The 16,740-nt window shown below is 71.8% G+C and carries 17 protein-coding genes; 1 reads left to right on the top strand and 16 read right to left on the bottom strand.

All coding sequences use genetic code 11. The features are described 5' to 3' along the window. Nucleotides 1-10: 10 nt before the first annotated feature. A complete protein-coding gene (locus ACF088_RS08215; protein WP_392374586.1) occupies nt 11-496 on the bottom strand; it encodes a hypothetical protein in 486 nt (161 codons plus the stop codon). Nucleotides 497-788: 292 nt separating this feature from the next. Between ACF088_RS08215 and efeB the strand changes: the two genes are divergently transcribed. Continuing rightward, nucleotides 789-2,036, top strand: coding sequence for an iron uptake transporter deferrochelatase/peroxidase subunit (efeB, locus tag ACF088_RS08210; RefSeq protein ID WP_392374585.1), 1,248 nt, complete (start codon nt 789-791; stop codon nt 2,034-2,036). A 72-nt stretch (nt 2,037-2,108) separates the two neighbouring features. Here the strand turns inward: efeB and hypE are convergent, their stop codons facing one another. The 15 genes from hypE to ACF088_RS08135 all read right to left on the bottom strand — a co-directional run bounded on the left by hypE (nt 2,109) and on the right by ACF088_RS08135 (nt 16,671). Then, nucleotides 2,109-3,164 carry a hydrogenase expression/formation protein HypE gene (gene hypE, locus ACF088_RS08205; RefSeq protein WP_392374991.1) on the bottom strand — a complete coding sequence of 352 codons (1,056 nt, stop codon included), beginning with the start codon at nt 3,162-3,164 and terminating at the stop codon, nt 2,109-2,111. 61 nt (nt 3,165-3,225) lie between these two features. Continuing rightward, nucleotides 3,226-4,350 carry a hydrogenase formation protein HypD gene (hypD, locus tag ACF088_RS08200; protein ID WP_392374584.1) on the bottom strand — a complete coding sequence of 375 codons (1,125 nt, stop codon included), beginning with the start codon at nt 4,348-4,350 and terminating at the stop codon, nt 3,226-3,228. After that, a complete protein-coding gene (locus ACF088_RS08195) occupies nt 4,347-4,703 on the bottom strand; it encodes a HypC/HybG/HupF family hydrogenase formation chaperone (RefSeq protein ID WP_392374583.1) in 357 nt (118 codons plus the stop codon). Before ACF088_RS08195 ends, hypD begins: the two co-directional genes overlap by 4 nt. A gap of 50 nt (nt 4,704-4,753) precedes the next feature. Next, complete coding sequence (gene hypF, locus ACF088_RS08190; RefSeq protein WP_392374582.1) at nt 4,754-7,204, bottom strand: carbamoyltransferase HypF; 2,451 nt, start codon at nt 7,202-7,204, stop codon at nt 4,754-4,756. After that, nucleotides 7,201-8,160 carry a hydrogenase nickel incorporation protein HypB gene (gene hypB / locus ACF088_RS08185; RefSeq protein ID WP_392374581.1) on the bottom strand — a complete coding sequence of 320 codons (960 nt, stop codon included), beginning with the start codon at nt 8,158-8,160 and terminating at the stop codon, nt 7,201-7,203. Before hypB ends, hypF begins: the two co-directional genes overlap by 4 nt. A gap of 3 nt (nt 8,161-8,163) precedes the next feature. Then, the gene (locus ACF088_RS08180; protein ID WP_392374580.1) at nt 8,164-8,544 is read right to left on the bottom strand and encodes a hydrogenase maturation nickel metallochaperone HypA; all 381 of its coding nucleotides are present in this window, start codon (nt 8,542-8,544) and stop codon (nt 8,164-8,166) included. Between the two features lie 126 nt (nt 8,545-8,670). Further along, nucleotides 8,671-8,775 (bottom strand): DUF6893 family small protein, encoded by a 105-nt coding sequence (locus ACF088_RS08175; RefSeq protein ID WP_392374579.1) that lies wholly within the window; start codon nt 8,773-8,775, stop codon nt 8,671-8,673. Further along, nucleotides 8,769-9,338 carry a hydrogenase maturation protease gene (locus ACF088_RS08170; protein ID WP_392374578.1) on the bottom strand — a complete coding sequence of 190 codons (570 nt, stop codon included), beginning with the start codon at nt 9,336-9,338 and terminating at the stop codon, nt 8,769-8,771. The genes ACF088_RS08175 and ACF088_RS08170 overlap by 7 nt, the downstream gene beginning before the upstream one ends. Continuing rightward, nucleotides 9,335-10,756: a hypothetical protein gene (locus tag ACF088_RS08165; protein WP_392374577.1), complete on the bottom strand. Its 1,422-nt coding sequence runs from the start codon at nt 10,754-10,756 to the stop codon at nt 9,335-9,337. The genes ACF088_RS08170 and ACF088_RS08165 overlap by 4 nt, the downstream gene beginning before the upstream one ends. Beyond that, nucleotides 10,753-11,472, bottom strand: a complete 720-nt coding sequence (locus ACF088_RS08160) for a DUF6084 family protein (protein WP_392374576.1) — start codon at nt 11,470-11,472, stop codon at nt 10,753-10,755. Before ACF088_RS08160 ends, ACF088_RS08165 begins: the two co-directional genes overlap by 4 nt. After that, entirely contained in the window at nt 11,469-12,137 is a 669-nt protein-coding gene (locus ACF088_RS08155; RefSeq protein ID WP_392374575.1) for a DUF5947 family protein, read from the bottom strand. Before ACF088_RS08155 ends, ACF088_RS08160 begins: the two co-directional genes overlap by 4 nt. Continuing rightward, a complete protein-coding gene (locus ACF088_RS08150) occupies nt 12,134-12,745 on the bottom strand; it encodes a hypothetical protein (RefSeq protein WP_392374574.1) in 612 nt (203 codons plus the stop codon). The genes ACF088_RS08155 and ACF088_RS08150 overlap by 4 nt, the downstream gene beginning before the upstream one ends. Next, a complete protein-coding gene (locus ACF088_RS08145; RefSeq protein ID WP_392374573.1) occupies nt 12,742-14,526 on the bottom strand; it encodes a nickel-dependent hydrogenase large subunit in 1,785 nt (594 codons plus the stop codon). Before ACF088_RS08145 ends, ACF088_RS08150 begins: the two co-directional genes overlap by 4 nt. A gap of 86 nt (nt 14,527-14,612) precedes the next feature. Further along, complete coding sequence (locus ACF088_RS08140) at nt 14,613-15,701, bottom strand: hydrogenase expression protein HypE (RefSeq protein WP_392374572.1); 1,089 nt, start codon at nt 15,699-15,701, stop codon at nt 14,613-14,615. 220 nt (nt 15,702-15,921) lie between these two features. Next, on the bottom strand, nt 15,922-16,671 hold the full coding sequence (locus tag ACF088_RS08135) for a DUF4232 domain-containing protein (protein WP_392374571.1): 750 nt from the start codon (nt 16,669-16,671) through the stop codon (nt 15,922-15,924). Nucleotides 16,672-16,740: the final 69 nt, after the last annotated feature.

Genomic DNA, 16,740 nt, shown 5'->3' with positions numbered 1-16,740 from the left:
GCCGGAGGGTTCAGCCGCAGGTCCAGCAGCCCGACCAGCATGCGGTGTGCCGGGCGTGGTGACGCCGGGCGGCGGGCCGCTCCTCGGCGTGGCCGGGCTCGGCGAGGGCGCGCAGACCGGCGAGTTGCGCGCACAGCACGACGCTGATCGCCGCGATTTCCTCCGGCTCGGCATGGCCCTTCTCGATACGCAGCCAGGAGGCGGGCGGGGCATCGAGCGGCACACCCTCGTCGACCGGCACGGCGTCATCGACGGCCACGCCCTCGCCCACCGTTGAAGCATCCCCGGCCACCGTGCTCTCGTCGGTGGCCCCGCTCTCCTCGGCACAGGTGTCCGCAGCGACGGGTGGCTCGCCCGTGACCGTGCCCGCGCCGACGGCCGTGACCTCGTCGGTGGCGGCGGCTGCGCCGAGGGCCTCGCTCGCCTCGGTGGAGGTGCCGTCACCGGCGGGTCTGGCCTCGCCGATGACTGTGCTCGCGTCGGTGGATGTGCTCATGTGGGGTCCGTCGGATCGGTGGTGGAGCGCGGTAGGCGACCGGCGGCCCCGGCGTTGCGCTGTGCCGTGTCCGGGCAGGTCACAGGGCCGACGCTAGAAGCGCTGCGGGGCCCTGTCGCGCGGGAGGCGCTCCGGCTGCGCCATTCGGACGACCGGCCCGTGGCCAGGGCGTGATATCCGGCGCCGAGGCCGTGTTGCTCCCGGCCGCCGCGTCGTGGGCGACGAGCATCGCGCACAGGTTGGTGCAGGCACGCGGCTTCCGGACGACTCAGTAGTCAGGATGGGCGGGACCATGAGATGTGATCAGGCCGGCGACGAACATGCCACGGTGCAGGACGACGGACGCCGGGGCTTCCTCAAGTGTGCGGCGGGGATCGCGGGTGTGGCGGCCGCGACGGGGCTCGGCGGTCAGGCGGCCGCCGCTCCGGCGGACCGGTCCGCGAGCGACAGCGGGGTGCCCGACAAGGTGCCCTTCCACGGCCGCCATCAGGCCGGCATCGTGACTCCCCAGCAGCTCTTCGCCGGGTTCGTCGGCTTCGATGTGATGGCCGAGGGACGCGAAGGCCTGACCCATCTGTTCCAGAAACTCACCACGCGCTGCCGGGTGCTGGCGGACGGGGTGAAGCCGGTGGACGAGCAGGTCGCCTCGGAACGGCCCACCCCCGACTCGCTCACCATCACGCTCGGCGTCGGCGCCTCGCTGTTCGACGACCGGTTCGGGCTCTCCGGCCACAAGCCCCGGCATCTCAAGGCCATGCCGGCGTTCCCCGACGACCGGCTGGAGCCGGCGCGCTGCCACGGTGACCTGTCGCTGCAGATCTGCGCCCAGCATCCGGACGCCATCGTCCATGTGCTGCGCGATCTGGCACGCGAGACGGACGGCCTGCTGCGGCCCCGTTGGCGCGCGGACGCCTTCCTCAACCCGTCGCGGCCCTCGGGCTCGCCGCGCACCTTCATCGGCTTCAAGGACGGGATCGTCAATCCGGACACCGGCTCGGCCCGGGAGATGGACCGGCTGATGTGGGTGACCCCGCCCTGCGGGGAGCCGGACTGGGCCCTGGGCGGCAGCTATCAGGTGCTGCGTCTGATCCGCTTCCACATCGAGAAGTGGGACAAGGTGCCGGTGGCCCGGCAGGAGAAGATCTTCGGCCGGCGCAAGGCGAGCGGTGCGCCCCTGGACGGCAAGCAGGAGAACGACCCGCCGAGGTACCGCGACGACCCGCACGGCAGGGAGATCCCGCTCGATTCGCATATCCGACTGGCCAATCCGCGCACCGAGAAGACCGACAGGTCCCGCTTCCTGCGCCGGAGTTACAACTACGACCAGGGCTTCGACCAATCCGGACGGATGGACCTGGGACTGGTCTTCTGCGGCTACCAGCAGAACCCGGAGCGGCAGTTCGCGACCGTACAGCGGCGGCTGCGGCACGAGCCGCTGTCCAAGTTCATCACCCCGCTCGGCGGCGGCTACTTCTTCATCCTGCCCGGGGTACGGGACGCCGACGACTGGTTCGGTTCCCGGCTGCTGAAGAAGACCTGAGCGGGACGGACACCCACGCCGAGGGCGGCACCGACACCGGTGCCGCCCTCGGTGCTGCGCCGGGAGACCCGCTCAGCAGATCCGCGGCAGCTGCTCGCCCAACGGCAGATCGACCACCCGGGTGCCGCCCAGCGGAGTACCGGCCACCACCATGCCGGGGTGGGTGGCGACGGCCTCGCCGATGATCGCGGCGCCGGCGCCCAGCGGGTGCGCGCGCATGGCGTCCAGCACCGCGTCGGCGTGCTCGCGGGGGACGAAGGCCACCAGCTTGCCCTCGTTGGCGACGTACATCGGGTCCAGGCCGAGGATCGCACAGGCGTTGGCGACGGCCGGCGGGACCGGGATGGCGCGCTCCTGGACGACGATGCCGGTGCAGGAGGCGGTGGCGATCTCGCACAGCGCGGCGGCCAGCCCGCCGCGGGTGGGGTCGCGCAGCACATGCAGGTCGGGCGTGACGGCGAGCATGGTCTCGACGAGGCCGCCGAGGGCCGCGCAGTCGCTCTCGATCTCGACGCCGAATTCCAGGCCCTCCCGGACGCTCATGATCGCCACCCCGTGCAGGCCGATGTCGCCGCTGACGATCACCACATCGCCGGGGGTGACGCGCTGCGGGCGCAGATCGACGCCCGCCGGGATCAGCCCGATACCGGCGGTGTTGAGGTACACGCCGTCGCCGTGGCCGGCCTCGACGACCTTGGTGTCGCCGGTGGCCACCTCGACCCCGGCGGCCCGCGCGGCCGCGCCCATGGCGTCGGCGACACCGGCCACCACCGGCATCTCCACGCCCTCCTCCAGGATGAAGCCACAGGAGAGGTAGGCGGCCTTGGCGCCGCTCATGGCAAGGTCGTTGACGGTGCCGTTCACGGCGAGGTCGCCGATGCAGCCGCCGGGGAAGAAGAGCGGCCGGACGACGTAGGAGTCGGTGGAGAACGCGAGGCGCACGCCGCCGAGGGACACCGCAGCGGAGTCACCGAGCTGGGCGAGGATCTCGCCGCCGAAGGCGGGGGCGAAGATCTGCTGGACGAGTTCCGCGGACAGTGCGCCGCCCCCGCCGTGCCCCATGACCACGCGGGGCTGGTCGCGGAGCGGGGCGGGGCAGGTCCAGCCGGAGATGTCGACGGTGGGCAGACCGCGGTCGGCCGGGGTGGGACCGCCGCGGGTGGGGCCGCCGGACGTGGGGTGGATGGTGTCAGACAACGGGGCTCGCCTCCTGGGGGGTGGGCGTGGTGCCGAGTCGGCGGTAGAGGTAGTAGGCGGCGCAGGCGCCCTCGCTGGAGACCATGGTGGCGCCGAGCGGGGTGCGCGGGGTGCACAGCGTCCCGAAGGCCTCGCACTCGTGCGGCTTGATGAGCCCTTGGAGGACTTCCCCGCTGCGGCAGGCCTCGGGTTCCCTGGTGGTGATGCCGCCGACGGAGAAGCGGTACTCGGCGTCGTAGTCGCGGTAGCGCTCCGACAGCCGCCAGCCGCTGGCCGGGATGGTGCCGATACCGCGCCAGGCGCGGTCGGTGACCTCGAAGACATCCGCGAGCATCGCCTGGGCCGCCGGGTTGCCCTCGCTGCGTACGGCGCGGGGGTAGGCGTTGTCCACGGTGTGTTCGCCGCGCTCCAGCTGACGGACGGTGCGGCGGATGCCCTCCAGGATGTCCAGCGGCTCGAAGCCGGTCACCACGATCGGCACCCGGTGGCGTGCGGCCAGTTCGGGATACTCCCCCATCCCCATCACACTGCACACGTGACCGGCGGCGAGGAACGCCTGGACCCGGCAGTCGGGCGACGTCATGATGGCCTCGATCGCGGGCGGTACCCGGACGTGCGAGACCAGCAGGCTGAAGTTGGGAATGCCGAGCTTACGGGCCTGATACACCGTCATGGCATTGGGTGGTGCGGTGGTTTCGAAGCCGATGCCGAAGAACACCACCTCGCGGTGCGGGTTCTGCTGGGCGGTCTTCAGTGCGTCGAGCGGGGAGTAGACGACCCGTACGTCACCGCCCCGGCTGCGCACCTGGAACAGGTCCCGGTCGCTGCCGGGGACGCGGAGCATGTCCCCGAAGGAACAGAAGATCACGTCGGGGCGGGCGGCGATCTCCAGGGCCTTGTCGATGACCTCCAGGGGTGTCACACAGACCGGACAGCCCGGCCCGTGGATCAACTCGACCTGATCGGGGAGAAGTTGGTCGATCCCGTGGCGGATGATGGTGTGGGTCTGCCCGCCGCAGACCTCCATCAGGGCCCAGGGCCGGGTCACCGTGGACCGGATCTCGTCGAGCAGCCGGCGGGCGAGCTCGGGGTTCTGGAATTCGTCGAGGTACTTCACCGGCCCGCCTCCTGCGCTCCGTCGCCGGCCACGGCGGCTGCGCCCAGCCCGGCGCCCGCCCCGGTGGCCGCCTCGTCCCACCCCGGGGGCGCGGCCGCCGCTTCCCAGGGATCGCCGAACTCCTCCTGCAGCAGGCCCAGTTCCTCGAACAGGGCCAGGGTCTTGCGGGCGGACTCCTCGTCCAGCCGCTGCAGCGCGAAGCCGACGTGGACGATGGCGTACTCGCCGACCTGCAGGTCGGGGACGTACTCCAGGCACACCTCCTTGACCACACCGCCGAAGTCGACGGTGGCCATCCGGGTGCCGTCCCGTTCCTCGATGTCCAATACCTTGCCGGGTACCGCCAGGCACATGGGCCTCTCCTCGTCGTGAGTACGTTGCGTCTGCCGCGCCGTGGCGGCGCTCAGCGCGCGGCGGCTCCTGCGGTGCGCGCCGCCACGACGATCTGGCCGAGTGCCAGTCCGCCGTCGTTGGGCGGGACGCGGCGGTGGCGCAGGACGGTGAAGCCGTCCTGCCGCAGGAGGCGGGCGGTGGCCTCGGCCAGCAGGGTGTTGGCGAAGACGCCGCCGGTCAGTGCCACGGTCGTCAGGCCCGCGCGCTCCCGGGCCAGCGCGCAGCCCCGGCGGACGAGGTCGGCGACCGCGGTGTGGAAGCGGGCCGCGATCAGCGCCGGGGCGGTGCGTGCCCGCAGGTCGCCGACCACGGCGGTGAGCACCGGCGCCGGGTCGGCGACGGTGTCGGCGCCCGTGGTGCCCGGCGGTGCGGCGCGCAGGGCGAATGCATAGCCGGGCCCGTGGTCCTCGCCCGCGGTCAGGGCCGCGGCTTCGAGGGCGACCGCGGCCTGGGCCTCGTAACCGGCGTGGTGGCAGATCCCGGCCAGCGAGGAGACGGCGTCGAAGAGACGGCCCATGCTGGAGGTCGGCACACAGTTGAGGTGCCGTTCGAGCTGCCGGGCCAGCAGCCGCCGCTCCTGGGGCGGGCAGGCCGCCACCGGCGGCAGGTCCTCGGCCCAGTCGAGGCCGGCGGCACGCAGATGGGCCAGGGCCATCCGGTAGGGGCGTCGTACGGTGGCGTCGCCGCCGGGCAGCGGGACGTAGGCGAGCTGGCCGAAGCGCCGGTATCCGTCGTAGTCGGCGAGCAGGATCTCGCCGCCCCAGACGGCGTGGTCGTCGCCGTATCCGGTGCCGTCGAAGGCGACTCCGATGACCGGCTGACCGTCGTGGAGGCCGTGTTCGGCCATGGCCGCGGCGATATGGGCGTGGTGGTGCTGGACGCGTACCAGCGGCCGCCCTTCGGTGTGGCGCCGTGCCCACTGCCCGGAGCGGTAGCCGGGGTGCCGGTCGGCGGCGAGCACCTGCGGGCGCACCCCGGTGACCGTCTCCAGATGCGCTTCGGCCTCCTCGAACGCGAGCTGGGTCGCCAGATCGTCCATGTCGCCGATGTGCGCGGACAGCCAGGCGCGGTGTCCCTCGGCGAGACAGAACACGTTCTTGAGGTCGCCGCCGACCGCGAGCGCGGGCCGGACCGGCACCGGGAGGAGGACCGGCATCGGCGCATACCCACGCGAGCGGCGGATGAACAGCGGCTCCCCGTCGCTGATGCGGACCACCGAGTCGTCGCACGGGATGCGGATCGGCCGGTCGTGGGTCAGCCAGGCGTCCGCCAGCTGCGAAAGGCGCTCCAGGGCTTCGTCATCGTCGGTGACGATCGGTTCGCCGGCGACATTGCCGCTGGTCATGACGAGCAGCCGGGGCCCGTGGGAGTCCCCCCGCTCCAGCGAAGCCGAGAGTGGGGGAGGGTCGCCGGGCAAGCCGAGCAGCAGGTGGTGCAGCGGTGTGTACGGCAGCATGACGCCCAGGTCGGGGCTGCCGGGGGCGACGGCATCGGACACCACCGGCGCGTCCGGGGCCGGTGCGGGATCCCGGCGGCGGCGCAGCAGGACGATGGGGCGTACGGGCCCGGTGAGCAGGGCCCGTTCCTCGGCCCGTACCCGTACCACGTGCTCGACATCGTCGATATGACGGGCCATCAGGGCAAAGGGCTTGTCGCCGCGGGCCTTCCGGCGGCGCAGCAGGGTGACGGCGGTGTCGTCGGAGGCGTCGCAGACGAGGTGGTAGCCGCCCAGGCCCTTAACCGCCACGATCGCGCCGTCGGCGAGCAGCCGGCGGGCGTCGGCGACCGGGTCGGGGCCGGGCGCCGGGCGGGGCGGGCGGGTGCGGTCGGCCGGGTCCGCGGTCAGCAGGCGCAGTTGGGGGCCGCAGTCGTGGCAGGAGATGGGCTGGGCGTGGAAGCGCCGGTCGGCGGGGTCCGCGTACTCCTGTGCGCAGCGGGGGCACAGGGGGAAGCGGTCCATGGTCGTCAGCGCACGGTCGTAGGGGACCGCGGTGACGATGGTGAAGCGTGGCCCGCAATGGGTGCAGGTGAGGAAGGGGTGCCGGTGGCGGCGGTCGGCCGGGTCGGCCAGCTCGGCGAGGCAGGCCTCGCAGGTGGCGGCGTCCGGGGAGACCAGGGTGCGGGAGAGGCCGTCGGCGCGGGAGGGGAGGATGTGGAATCCGGCGTCGCCGGTCACCGCGACGTCCTCGGCGTCGACGGCCTCGACCACGGCCAGCGGTGGCGCATCGGCGCTGATCCGCCGGCCGAACAGGGCGAGCGCGGCGGCGGTCCCCTCGACCTCGGTGACGACGCCCTCGCCGGTGTTGGTCACATGGCCCGTCAGGCCCAGTTCCGTGGCGAGGGTGTGGACGAACGGGCGGAAGCCGACGCCCTGGACGACGCCGCGCACGGTGATCCGGCGGCGTGCGGCGGCTGCCGTGGGGGCCGTCGCGGTGCCCCCCTCGGCCTGCCCGGTGGTCATGAGCGGCTCGACGCCACGGTGTCGGGGTCGGTGGTGTGCGGGCGGCCGCCGTCCTGGGCTTGCGGGGCGTGGGCGTGATCGCGGTGGTGACTGTGGTCCTTGCCGTGGGTGTGGTCCCCGTGGTGACTGTGGTCCTTGTCGTGGGGGTGGTCCTTGTCGTGGAGGTGGTCCCCGTGGTGGCTGTGGTCCGTGCCGTGGGGGTGGGCCTCTGCGTGAAGGTGGCCCTCGTCGTGCGGCTGGCCGTCTCCGGCGTCATGGACGTGATGGGACTTGCGGGTCATGACCGGGATGTGCACCGGCGCTCCGTCGCGTGCGGCCAGCGCCCGGTCCACCAGTACGCCGTCCCCCTCGCCCCGGCGCGCCGAGGTGAGGACGACCTCGACGCCGGGGTTGATGCGTTCGACGTTGGCGCGGAACTCCGCCTCGTCGAAGGAGACCGCCTCGGCGATATCGGTCTTGGTGACCACGACCAGATGGGCGAGTCCGAAGGCGGTGGGGTACTTCAGCGGCTTGTCCTCGCCCTCGGTCACCGACGCCAGCACGATGCGCAGCGTCTCCCCCAGGTCGTAGGAGGCCGGGCAGACCAGATTGCCGACGTTCTCGATGAACAGCAGCCGGGTGTCGGCGGGCAGCCAGCCGTGCAGGTGGCCGCCCAGCATCTCGGCCTCGAGGTGGCAGAGCCCGTCGGTCAGCACCTGTTTGACGGGCACTCCGGATCGGGCCAGCCGTACCGCGTCGTTCTCGGTGGCGAGGTCGGCGGTGAGCGCCGCGACCGGGATGCCCCGGCTGCGGGCGAGGGTGAGTTCCCGCTCCAGCAGCGCGGTCTTGCCGCTGCCGGGGCTGGAGAGCAGGTTGACGACTGCGGTGCCACGGGCGGCGAGGTCCTCGCGCAGGGTGTGGGCGCAGGCGTCGTTCTTGGCAAGGACCGCCTGTTGCAGGTCGACGACACGGCACATGGTTCAGCGCTCCTCAGGAATCGGGGCGGGTGCCGGGGCGTCGTTCCAGCACACACGGATGATCTGCAGTTCCCGGCCGGACAGCAGCTCGGTCGTCGCCCCGCCGCATCCGGGACAGCTGAGCTGGGGTGGCATGCCCACCGGCCAGGTGTCCGCGCAGGGGCCGCAGCGGGCGCGGGCCGGGACGGGTTCGGTGACGAGCTCGGCCCCTTCCAGCACCGTTCCGGCGCAGGCGAGTTGGAAGGAGAAGGCCAGCGCGTCCGGAACCACCCCGGCCAGTTCGCCGACCTGCAGCCGGACGCTGTTGACGGTGGTGGCCCCGGTGGGCCGGGCCGCATTCTCGACCTGCTCCACGACCGCAAGCGCGATGGACATCTCGTGCATCGGTCCCTCTCTGGTGCGGGCACGACCGGGTGCCGCCCGGCTTCATTAGACGGCGGGCCCGGGGGGCGGTTGCGGTGCCTCGCCGGGTGGCGCGGTGGCGTACACCGTTCGGTGCAGCGCCCCCGGTCACATGGAACGGATACGCATATAGCGCTTGACGTCGGGCAGTACGGACTTGACGGCGACGGCGAGCACGGCGGCGAGCGCCCCGCCCAGAGCGAGCTTCAGCATGGTGTCGTGTTCCTCTCATCACTGGTGTGCGGTCCGGCGGCGGACGGTGTCGGCTCCGCCGCGCCCACCAGCCGCAGGATCAGCCCTACGGCCTCGTCGACCGCGGCGTCGACCGGTTCGCTGAGCCCGATGCCCTCGGCGACGTCGGCGGGTTCACAGCCGACGACCAGGACGCGCTCCGGGCGCCGGCCGTCGGTACCCGCGCCGAGCGTGTCGAGCAGCGCGAGCACGGTGTCGGGGGTCATGTGGTGGCCGTCGAGCGCGGTGTCCTGGGGACGGGCGCCGGCCGGAGCGGTGGCGTCGAGGAGGTGGACGGTGCCGGGTTCGCCGCCGCGGGCGGAGGCGTCCACCAGGAGCACCGTGTGGTAGCCGTCCAACATCTGGTAGGCCAGATGCACACCGCGTACGCCGATGTCGACGACCTCGACCCCGTCCCGGAGCCGGTGCTCGCCCAGCCGTCGCACGACCTCGACACCGAATCCGTCGTCGCCGAGGAAGATATTGCCGACGCCGGCGATCAGGATCTTGGCGGGCGGCCCTGCGACGGGTGCTTCGGCGTTCACGCGTCCTCCAGGGGGGCGATTTCGTCGGGTTGGAAATACAGGAACCGGCCCTGCTCACGGCGGATGTCGACGCCCGGGTCGCCCTCCACGGTCACCGCGAGGTGCACCCCGCCGTCGACGTCGTGCAAAACAGCCTCGACATGGGCGGTGCGACCCTGGAGAAAGAGGTCCTGGGCGTCGGTGCGACGGAGTCCGGGCCGCAACAGCACCCGGCTGCCGGCGCCGACCGAGTGCCCGTCGACCGTGATCCGGTCGCGTACGGGATCGACGCTGCGGTCGCTCTCCGGATCCCACCAGGGGGTGTCCGGGCGCAGGCCCGGTACGTCGGGGGTCAGGCCATCGGGTGCGGCCGGGCCCGGCCCGGTGACCTCGCGCAGTGCCCGTACGGCGCCGTGCAGGCGTTCCAGCACCTCGGGCGGCATGGTGTCGGCGAGTTCGATGACCTCGGCGGCGCGGGGGTCGGTGCCACGGGCCTCACGCTTCTCCTGGTCGGTGAGGGCCGCGGTGCGCAGGGCGAGGATTTCGTCGATCTCCAGGGCGTCGTAGAGCGCTCCGGGGCTCTCGGGGGCGATGGCCGGGTGGTCCTCCAGGATGATCGGGGACGACAGCACCACATCGGCGCGGCCCTCGGCGCCGGCCAGCACGGGCCAGGCGTGCTCGTTGCGGCAGGCCTCGACCGCGCCCGTGGCCCACTCCGGCGGGTCGGTCATGGAGACGAACGAGCCCGCGCTCAGGCCGAGGAAGAGATGGGCGCCGACCAGCGAGTGCGGCAGCGCCGCAGCACGGTCGGCGGCGGTGTCCTCCGGTTGCCAGCCGCTGGTGTTCTCGACGGTCGCGGTCAGCCGCAGCGCCGCGTAAGGGCCGTCGAGTTCGCTCGCGGTCAGCCGCACACGTCCCTGGAGCTCCGCTCGGCGGCGCACCAGCCGGCCGACGAGGCGCCCGTCGGCGTCGTGCACCGGCTCGGTCTCCTCTCCCGCGGGCCGGGTGAACGGGACGGAGACGCCCTCGCCGGTCAGCCGGGAGATGCCGGCCGCCAGCGGGACACGCTCCTCGACGCCCTCGTCCCAGGGGACCAGCACCCGGTCGGGCAGTTCGAGTTCCGCGACGGTCTCGAACTCGCCATCCGGGCACAGGCGTTGGACGGTTCGCCGCTGGGCGTGCAGGAACCGCAGCTCGGCCGAGAGCCGGGCACCGGACCTGGGCTCCATGAGGCATTCGGTGCGCTGGAAGGAGTGCTCCGCGCTCCCGGCGCCCCAGTTCGGCGGTACGAGGACGCCGAACTGCCAGCGGAGTCTGTTCTTGGCGGCGGAGGCGCGGTACGGGTAGAGCACATAGCCCTCGAACAGCACGGCGTCCGCCACGTGGCGGGCGGTGGCGAAGCGGTCCGCCGTCTCGTCGGGCAGGACGCTGGTCGTCACGGCGTGGTCCTTTCACTGACGGGGTGGACGGCGGCGGGGCGCGCGGCGGCGCCGGGGAACAGCCGGGCGCGCGGTGCGGGCGGTTCGGTGCCCTCCGCGGTGGCCAGCAGCGCCTCGACGGTCGCCTGCCAGGAGGGCAGGGCGCGCCGTGAGCGGTAGGCGAGCAGCGCATCGAGGGTTTCGCGCGGCAGCCGGAGCCAGCCGGAGCCGGGGAAGTGCGTCTCGGTCATCTCCTGCCAGACGGCCACCGGCATCCGCACGGACGCTTCCTTGTTCCAGGGCACCGGCTCGATGTGGAAGCCGCCGCGGCCGGCGAACACCGTGCCGGAGAACAGCAGCAGCAGCGGGACCTCGCCGTCGCGCAGCGCCTGGAAGTAGCGGCCGGCCGCAACCTCCAGGTCGTAGCTGCACGGGACCGGGAGGTCCACCTCGGTCTCGCCGGTGAAGCCGGGGACGACCAGGGAGACCTGGGCGAACTGCAGCGGCTGCAGGGTGCTGCCCCAGCGGGAGCGCTCGCCGAAGAGATCGGTGAGCGCCTCGGCCTCGTCGGTGCGGTAGCCGCGCCGGGCCGGCTCGATACGGAGCTGGCAGCGCAGTGCGAGGGCGTGCACCCGGGCCGCTTCGGCGGCGGTGATGCGCAGCCGGAAGAGCAGGGTGGGGGCGGCGGCGTAGCGGTCGGCGCGGACACCGGTGCAGTCGAAGGACAGATCGGTCACGGCCGGTCGTCCTCCTTCGGCTCACGGGCCCTGCGCGCGACCTTGGCGAAGAAGTCGCCGAGCGCGGTCCGTGCTTCGGCCCCGCCGTCGAAGCCCTGCCACAACAGGCGCATCCGGCCGACGAGTTCGTAGCAGATGTCGACGGGCACCAGATAGCAGTCGATCCGGCCCTCGGAGCGGCGCAGCAGCAGCGCCTCCACGTCGGGCCGGAGGAGGCCGGCCAGCCGGCTGGCGGCGAGCACGGTCTGCCAGGTCGAAGGGTCGAGTTCGCTCTCGGTGGCGCCGGCCGGGCTGGGGTAGAGCGCGACCAGCCGGTCGAGATCGGCGTTTCGCAGGAAGAAGACGACGCCGACGGGGATCTGGAGGAGGTTCCAGGCCGCGTCGTCGAGGGTGTGGCCGGGGTCGACGAGATAGCGGTCGGGGACCGTACGGAACTGTCCGCCGCCGGCACCGGGCCGGTCGAAGAGCAGCGCACAGGGGATACAGGCACAGGCCAACGCGCGGCGTTCGGTGTTCACCAGGTGGCGGTGGTTGTGCTCGGCCAGCACCACGCCGCACAGTTCGCAGCGTTCGGGGGTGGGCGGCGCCGGTGCGCGGAAACGGCGCAGGCCGCGGTGGGCGGCCGCCGGTCCGAGCCGCGGGGGCGCCGCCTGCCGGCCGCTCACGGGGCGGTGGCGGCGGTCGGCGGACGACGGGAGATCTGCAGCAGCGCCGGTTCGGTCCGGTCCGCTGCCGCCTCCCACTGCACCGAGGTGACATCGGGCGCGAAGCAGGACACCGCGGCCTCGACGGCCTGTTGGGCCTGCTGGTTGGTGCTCGGGCAGCCGCAGCCTCCGCCGTCACCGCCGCGCAGTCGCAGCGCCCCGCTCTCCGCGTCGAACTCCGCGATCTCGGCGGGGTGTTGGCGGCGGACGCTGTCCAGGGCGCGGCCGATGCGTGCCACGGTGTCCTCGGGGTGCAGATCGTGCAGCACGAGCAGGCTGGTCACCAGCTCATCGCGGAGCAGCGCCGACCGGGGGCCGCCGTCATCCGTGCCGCTGCCCACGAGGTGCATGATCCGGGCGAGTCCCGCGCCGTAGAAGTCCATCAGGACCCGGACCAGTTCCTCGGCGTCGGCGCTCGCCTCGCGGTCGCGCCCGGCGAGGCGGTCCAGTACCTCTTCGACGCGCCGTCCGGTCGTCTCGGCGTTCGGCACGGCGCCCGGGGACGCGGCGCCCTGCGGTGCGGCGGCCTGCGGTGCGGCGGCCTGCGCCGCGGTGGCCCGGGCGCTCATCCCGACAGCCCGCTCAGGCCGGTGGGCACATGCATCTTCTGTACGGACTTGCCGCCTCCGACGTACATGTGGACGCCGCAGGGCAGACACGGGTCGAAGCTGCGCACCGCGCGCATGATGTCGATGCCCTTGAAGTTCTCCGGGGAGTTCTCCTCGAAAATCGGGGTGTTCTGCACGGCGTCCTCGTACGGGCCCGGGGTGCCGTAGGTGTCGCGGGTGCTGGCGTTCCACGGGGTGGGCGGGTACGGGTGGTAGTTGGCGATCTTCCCGTCCCGGATGACCATGTGGTGCGAGAGCACGCCGCGTACCGCCTCGGTGAAGCCGCAGCCGATGGACTCGTCGGGTACCTCGAACTTCTCCCAGGTCTGGGTACGTCCGGCCCGGACCTCTTCGAGCCCCTTCTCCGCGAAGTGCAGCGCCATGGCGGCCGTGTACGCCTGGAAGTAGGTGCGGGCGCGGTTACGCTCCAGCGCGTTGCTCCACTTGGGGATCTTCCACTCGAAGCGGGCCTCGGGCTTGGTCATGCTGCGCGGGAGGTCGATCGTGACGCTGTGGCCGGTGGACTTGACGTACGGGGTGTCGACGAGCCCGGACAGCGCGGTGGACCACAGCCGGGCGATCGGGCCGCCGCCGGTGTCCAGCGCCAGATAGTCCTTGCCGTCGAACCACCGCGGGGACATCACCCAGCTGTACTTGTCGTTGAAGTCCCGCTTCTGCGGCGCGGGGATGGTGTGCTGGTTCCACGGGTGGCGCGGGTCGACGGGGTTGCCGAGCGGGTCGTGGGTGACGAACAGCTCCTGGCCTTCCCAGTCCTGGTAGTAGGAGCTGCCCAGCAGGATCCGGATGCCGAGGTTGATCTCGGTGAGGTCGTTGGTGACCAGCTTGCCGTCGACGATGATGCCGGGGGTGACGAACATCTTCCGCCCCCAGTCCGTCATGTTGCGATAGGTGAAGTCGCAGTGGTCGGGGTCGTTCAGCGCCCCCCAGCAGCCGAGCAGCACCCGCCGCCGGCCGACCTCCTCGTATCCGGGCAGCGCCTCGTAGAAGAAGTCGAACAGGTCGTCGTGGAGCGGGACGACCCGCTTCATGAACTCCACGTAGCGCATCAGCCGGCTGAGGTAGTCGGTGAACAGCTGGACGCTGGCGATGGTGCCGACGCCACCCGGGTAGAGCGTGGAGGGGTGCACATGGCGGCCCTCCATGAGGCAGAACATCTCCCGGGTGTAGCGGCTGACCTGGAGCGCCTCGCGGTAGAACTCGCCCTCCAGGGGGTTGAGGGAGCTCATGATGTCGGCGATCGTGCGGTAGCCGTGCTCGGCGGCGTGCGGAGCCTCGGTGCGCTGAGCGAGCTCCCAGACCCCGGGGTTGGTCTCGCGGACCATCTTTTCGCAGTAGTCGACCCCGACCAGGTTCTCCTGGAAGATGTTGTGGTCGAACATGTACTCGGCGGACTCGCCGAGGTTGATGATCCACTCCCCCAGGTGCGGGGGCTTCACCCCGTAGGCCATGTTCTGCGTGTAGACGGAGCACGTGGCGTGGTTGTCACCGCAGATACCGCAGATCCGGCTGGTGATGAAGTGCGCGTCACGCGGGTCCTTGCCCCGCATGAAGACGCTGTAGCCACGGAAGACGGAGGAGGTGCTGTAGCACTCCGCCACCCGCTTCTGCTTGAAGTCGATCTTCGTGTGGATGCCGAGGCTGCCCACGATCCGGGTGATCGGATCCCAGGACATCTCCGTCAGACCGCTGCCGTCACCGGCCGCCTTCGTCTTCGGTGCCATCGTGAGTGCCGTGCCCTTCTTTTGCGCGCGGAAGTGAGGTCGGACGGAGGTCCGGAAGGAGCCGGACGGCTACGGGCGGGGTGCGCTCACCACGGTTTCCGGTAGCCGGTGGTCAGTTGGTCGCCGCGGTGGCGCCACTTGGGCTCGTGATCGACGGTCTTGGCCGTGATGTCCCGCAGCCGGCGGATGACACTGCCGTACGCGGCGCTGGCGGTGCTGGAGAGCTTGCCGCCGGGCGGCTCGTCCATGAACGGCATGAACTTGTCGGGGAAGCCGGGCATGGTGCAGGCGATACAGACGCCGCCGACGTTCGGGCAGCCGCCGATCCCGTCCATCCAGCCCCGCTTGGGCACGTTGCATTTGACCACGGGACCCCAGCAGCCGAGCTTCACCAGACACTTGGGCGAGTCGTAGGTGGTGGCGAACTGGCCCTGTTCGTAGTAGCCGGCGCGGTCGCAGCCCTCGTGCACGGTGGCCCCGAAGAGCCAGGTGGGACGCAGTTGGTCGTCCAGCGGGATCATCGGGGCCGAGCCCACCGCCTGGTAGAGCAGATAGACCAGCGTCTCCGAGAAGTTGTCCGGCTGGATCGGGCAGCCGGGCACACAGACGATCGGGATCCCGGCCTTGGAGGTCCAGTCCCAGCCCAGGTAGTCGGGTACGCCCATGGCTCCGGTCGGGTTACCTGCCATCGCATGGATACCGCCGTACGTGGCGCAGGTGCCGATCGCCACCACGGCGAGCGCCTTGGGGGCGAGCCGGTCGATCCACTCACTGGTGGTGATCGGCTGGCCGGTCTCGGGGTCGTCACCGAAACCGCACCAATAGCCTTCCGGCTTGATGGATTCGTTGGGGATGGATCCCTCGATGACCAGCACGAACGGGTCGATCTCGCCGCGTTCGCCCTTGAAGAACCACTCGATGAAATTGTCCGCGCCCTGGACCGGGCCGCATTCGAAATCGATCAGTGGCCAGTGGACGGCAACCTTGGGCAGCCCCGGCAGCACACTGAGCGCGATCTCCTCAATGCTCGGCTGGGTCGCTGCGGTCAGCGACACGGAGTCACCGTCGCAACTCAGGCCGGCGTTGATCCAGAGAATGTGGATCGGGGACTCGTCCTCGGCGGACGGCTTTCCGTTCGCAGCGGCCTGGGCGGCCACGCTCGAAGCTGCAGACATGGGGATGGCTCCTCGGCAGATATGCAACGAAAGCACTCATTCAAGGCTTCCATCCACCTTGGTAACACCGATCCGGAGCGGCGGGGCGGTCACAAGGGGCCGTTGCGGTGATGCACCCCCGAGCGCCCTCTCCGGCGGATGACCCCGTCCTGCCGCAGAACGCCGGGAGCCGGGTGACCGCCTTCGCGGTCGCCCGGCTCCCGTGTCGCCGTACGGCGGGTCAGCCCAGGGACCCGGCCTCCACCGCGGTCACCTCGAACCGTCCGCCGCACACCCGCAGACCGGCGCTTCCGGTGGTCATCGACTCCTTGGAGCCGGGCGGGTAGACGAAGACGATCTGCGAGCGGTCCCAGCACGGGGTGTCCGAGACGCCCTCGTTGAGGGTGTGCAGCAGAACGTGTGCGCTCTGCCCCGGCTGGAGCCGGACGGCGCCGCCCTGGCCGCCCCCGCGGGTGGCGGGCCTGCCGACGGCCGAGCCGTCCCGCTGGATCAGGGAGACCCCGGGGTAGCCGCCCAGGGAACAGGGCTTCTTGCCCTTGTTCGTGAAGACGAGGGGGTAGCGGATGTTGCCCGCACCGATGTCGGAGGCGCCCAGGCGCAGCGACATCTGGTCGGCGGTGCAACGGTCCGACACCGTCATGGCGGAGGCCTGGGACTGTGCGGCGCTCGGGGCCTTGCCCGTCGGCTTGCCGCCGGGGGATGTCGCCTTCGCCGAGGAGGCCGACGCCGGCCCCTGGCCGTTTGCGGAGGACTGCGGTTTCGCCCCGGTCGACTTGCTGCTGCCGCCGGCCGACTGCGAGGCGTCACCGCTCTGCGTGTCATGGGACGTCACGGGTGCGGCGGCCGACGAGGGGTGCGATGTGGCCTCGGGCCCAGCCTGGCAGGCGGTGAGCCCCAGCGCCGCGACGGCGATCAGCGATCCCGCGGCGACACGCGGGCCGCGGCCGAGTGCCTTGAAGGTGAGCGACATAAGTGTCCCCCTCGTCTGGTAGGTGCGAGCTCTCGTCGTGGGTGCGTACGGTCCGTCCGGTGCTCCTGC

This window comes from Streptomyces sp. NPDC015125, from assembly GCF_043080045.1.
Classification (GTDB): Bacteria; Actinomycetota; Actinomycetes; order Streptomycetales; family Streptomycetaceae; genus Streptomyces.
This window is presented reverse-complemented; position numbering and strand designations above follow the sequence as displayed.

Excerpts from the sequence above, each read along its gene's own strand:
- ACF088_RS08215 (WP_392374586.1), bottom strand. The coding sequence starts at position 496 with ATGAGCACATCCACCGACGCGAGCACAGTCATCGGCGAGGCCAGACCC.
- ACF088_RS08145 (WP_392374573.1), bottom strand. The coding sequence starts at position 14,526 with ATGGCACCGAAGACGAAGGCGGCCGGTGACGGCAGCGGTCTGACGGAG.
- hypF (WP_392374582.1), bottom strand. The coding sequence starts at position 7,204 with ATGACCACCGGGCAGGCCGAGGGGGGCACCGCGACGGCCCCCACGGCA.
- ACF088_RS08180 (WP_392374580.1), bottom strand. The coding sequence starts at position 8,544 with ATGCACGAGATGTCCATCGCGCTTGCGGTCGTGGAGCAGGTCGAGAAT.
- ACF088_RS08140 (WP_392374572.1), bottom strand. The coding sequence starts at position 15,701 with ATGTCTGCAGCTTCGAGCGTGGCCGCCCAGGCCGCTGCGAACGGAAAG.
- ACF088_RS08195 (WP_392374583.1), bottom strand. The coding sequence starts at position 4,703 with ATGTGCCTGGCGGTACCCGGCAAGGTATTGGACATCGAGGAACGGGAC.
- ACF088_RS08135 (WP_392374571.1), bottom strand. The coding sequence starts at position 16,671 with ATGTCGCTCACCTTCAAGGCACTCGGCCGCGGCCCGCGTGTCGCCGCG.
- ACF088_RS08150 (WP_392374574.1), bottom strand. The coding sequence starts at position 12,745 with ATGAGCGCCCGGGCCACCGCGGCGCAGGCCGCCGCACCGCAGGCCGCC.
- efeB (WP_392374585.1), top strand. The coding sequence starts at position 789 with ATGAGATGTGATCAGGCCGGCGACGAACATGCCACGGTGCAGGACGAC.
- ACF088_RS08175 (WP_392374579.1), bottom strand. The coding sequence starts at position 8,775 with ATGCTGAAGCTCGCTCTGGGCGGGGCGCTCGCCGCCGTGCTCGCCGTC.
- hypB (WP_392374581.1), bottom strand. The coding sequence starts at position 8,160 with ATGTGCCGTGTCGTCGACCTGCAACAGGCGGTCCTTGCCAAGAACGAC.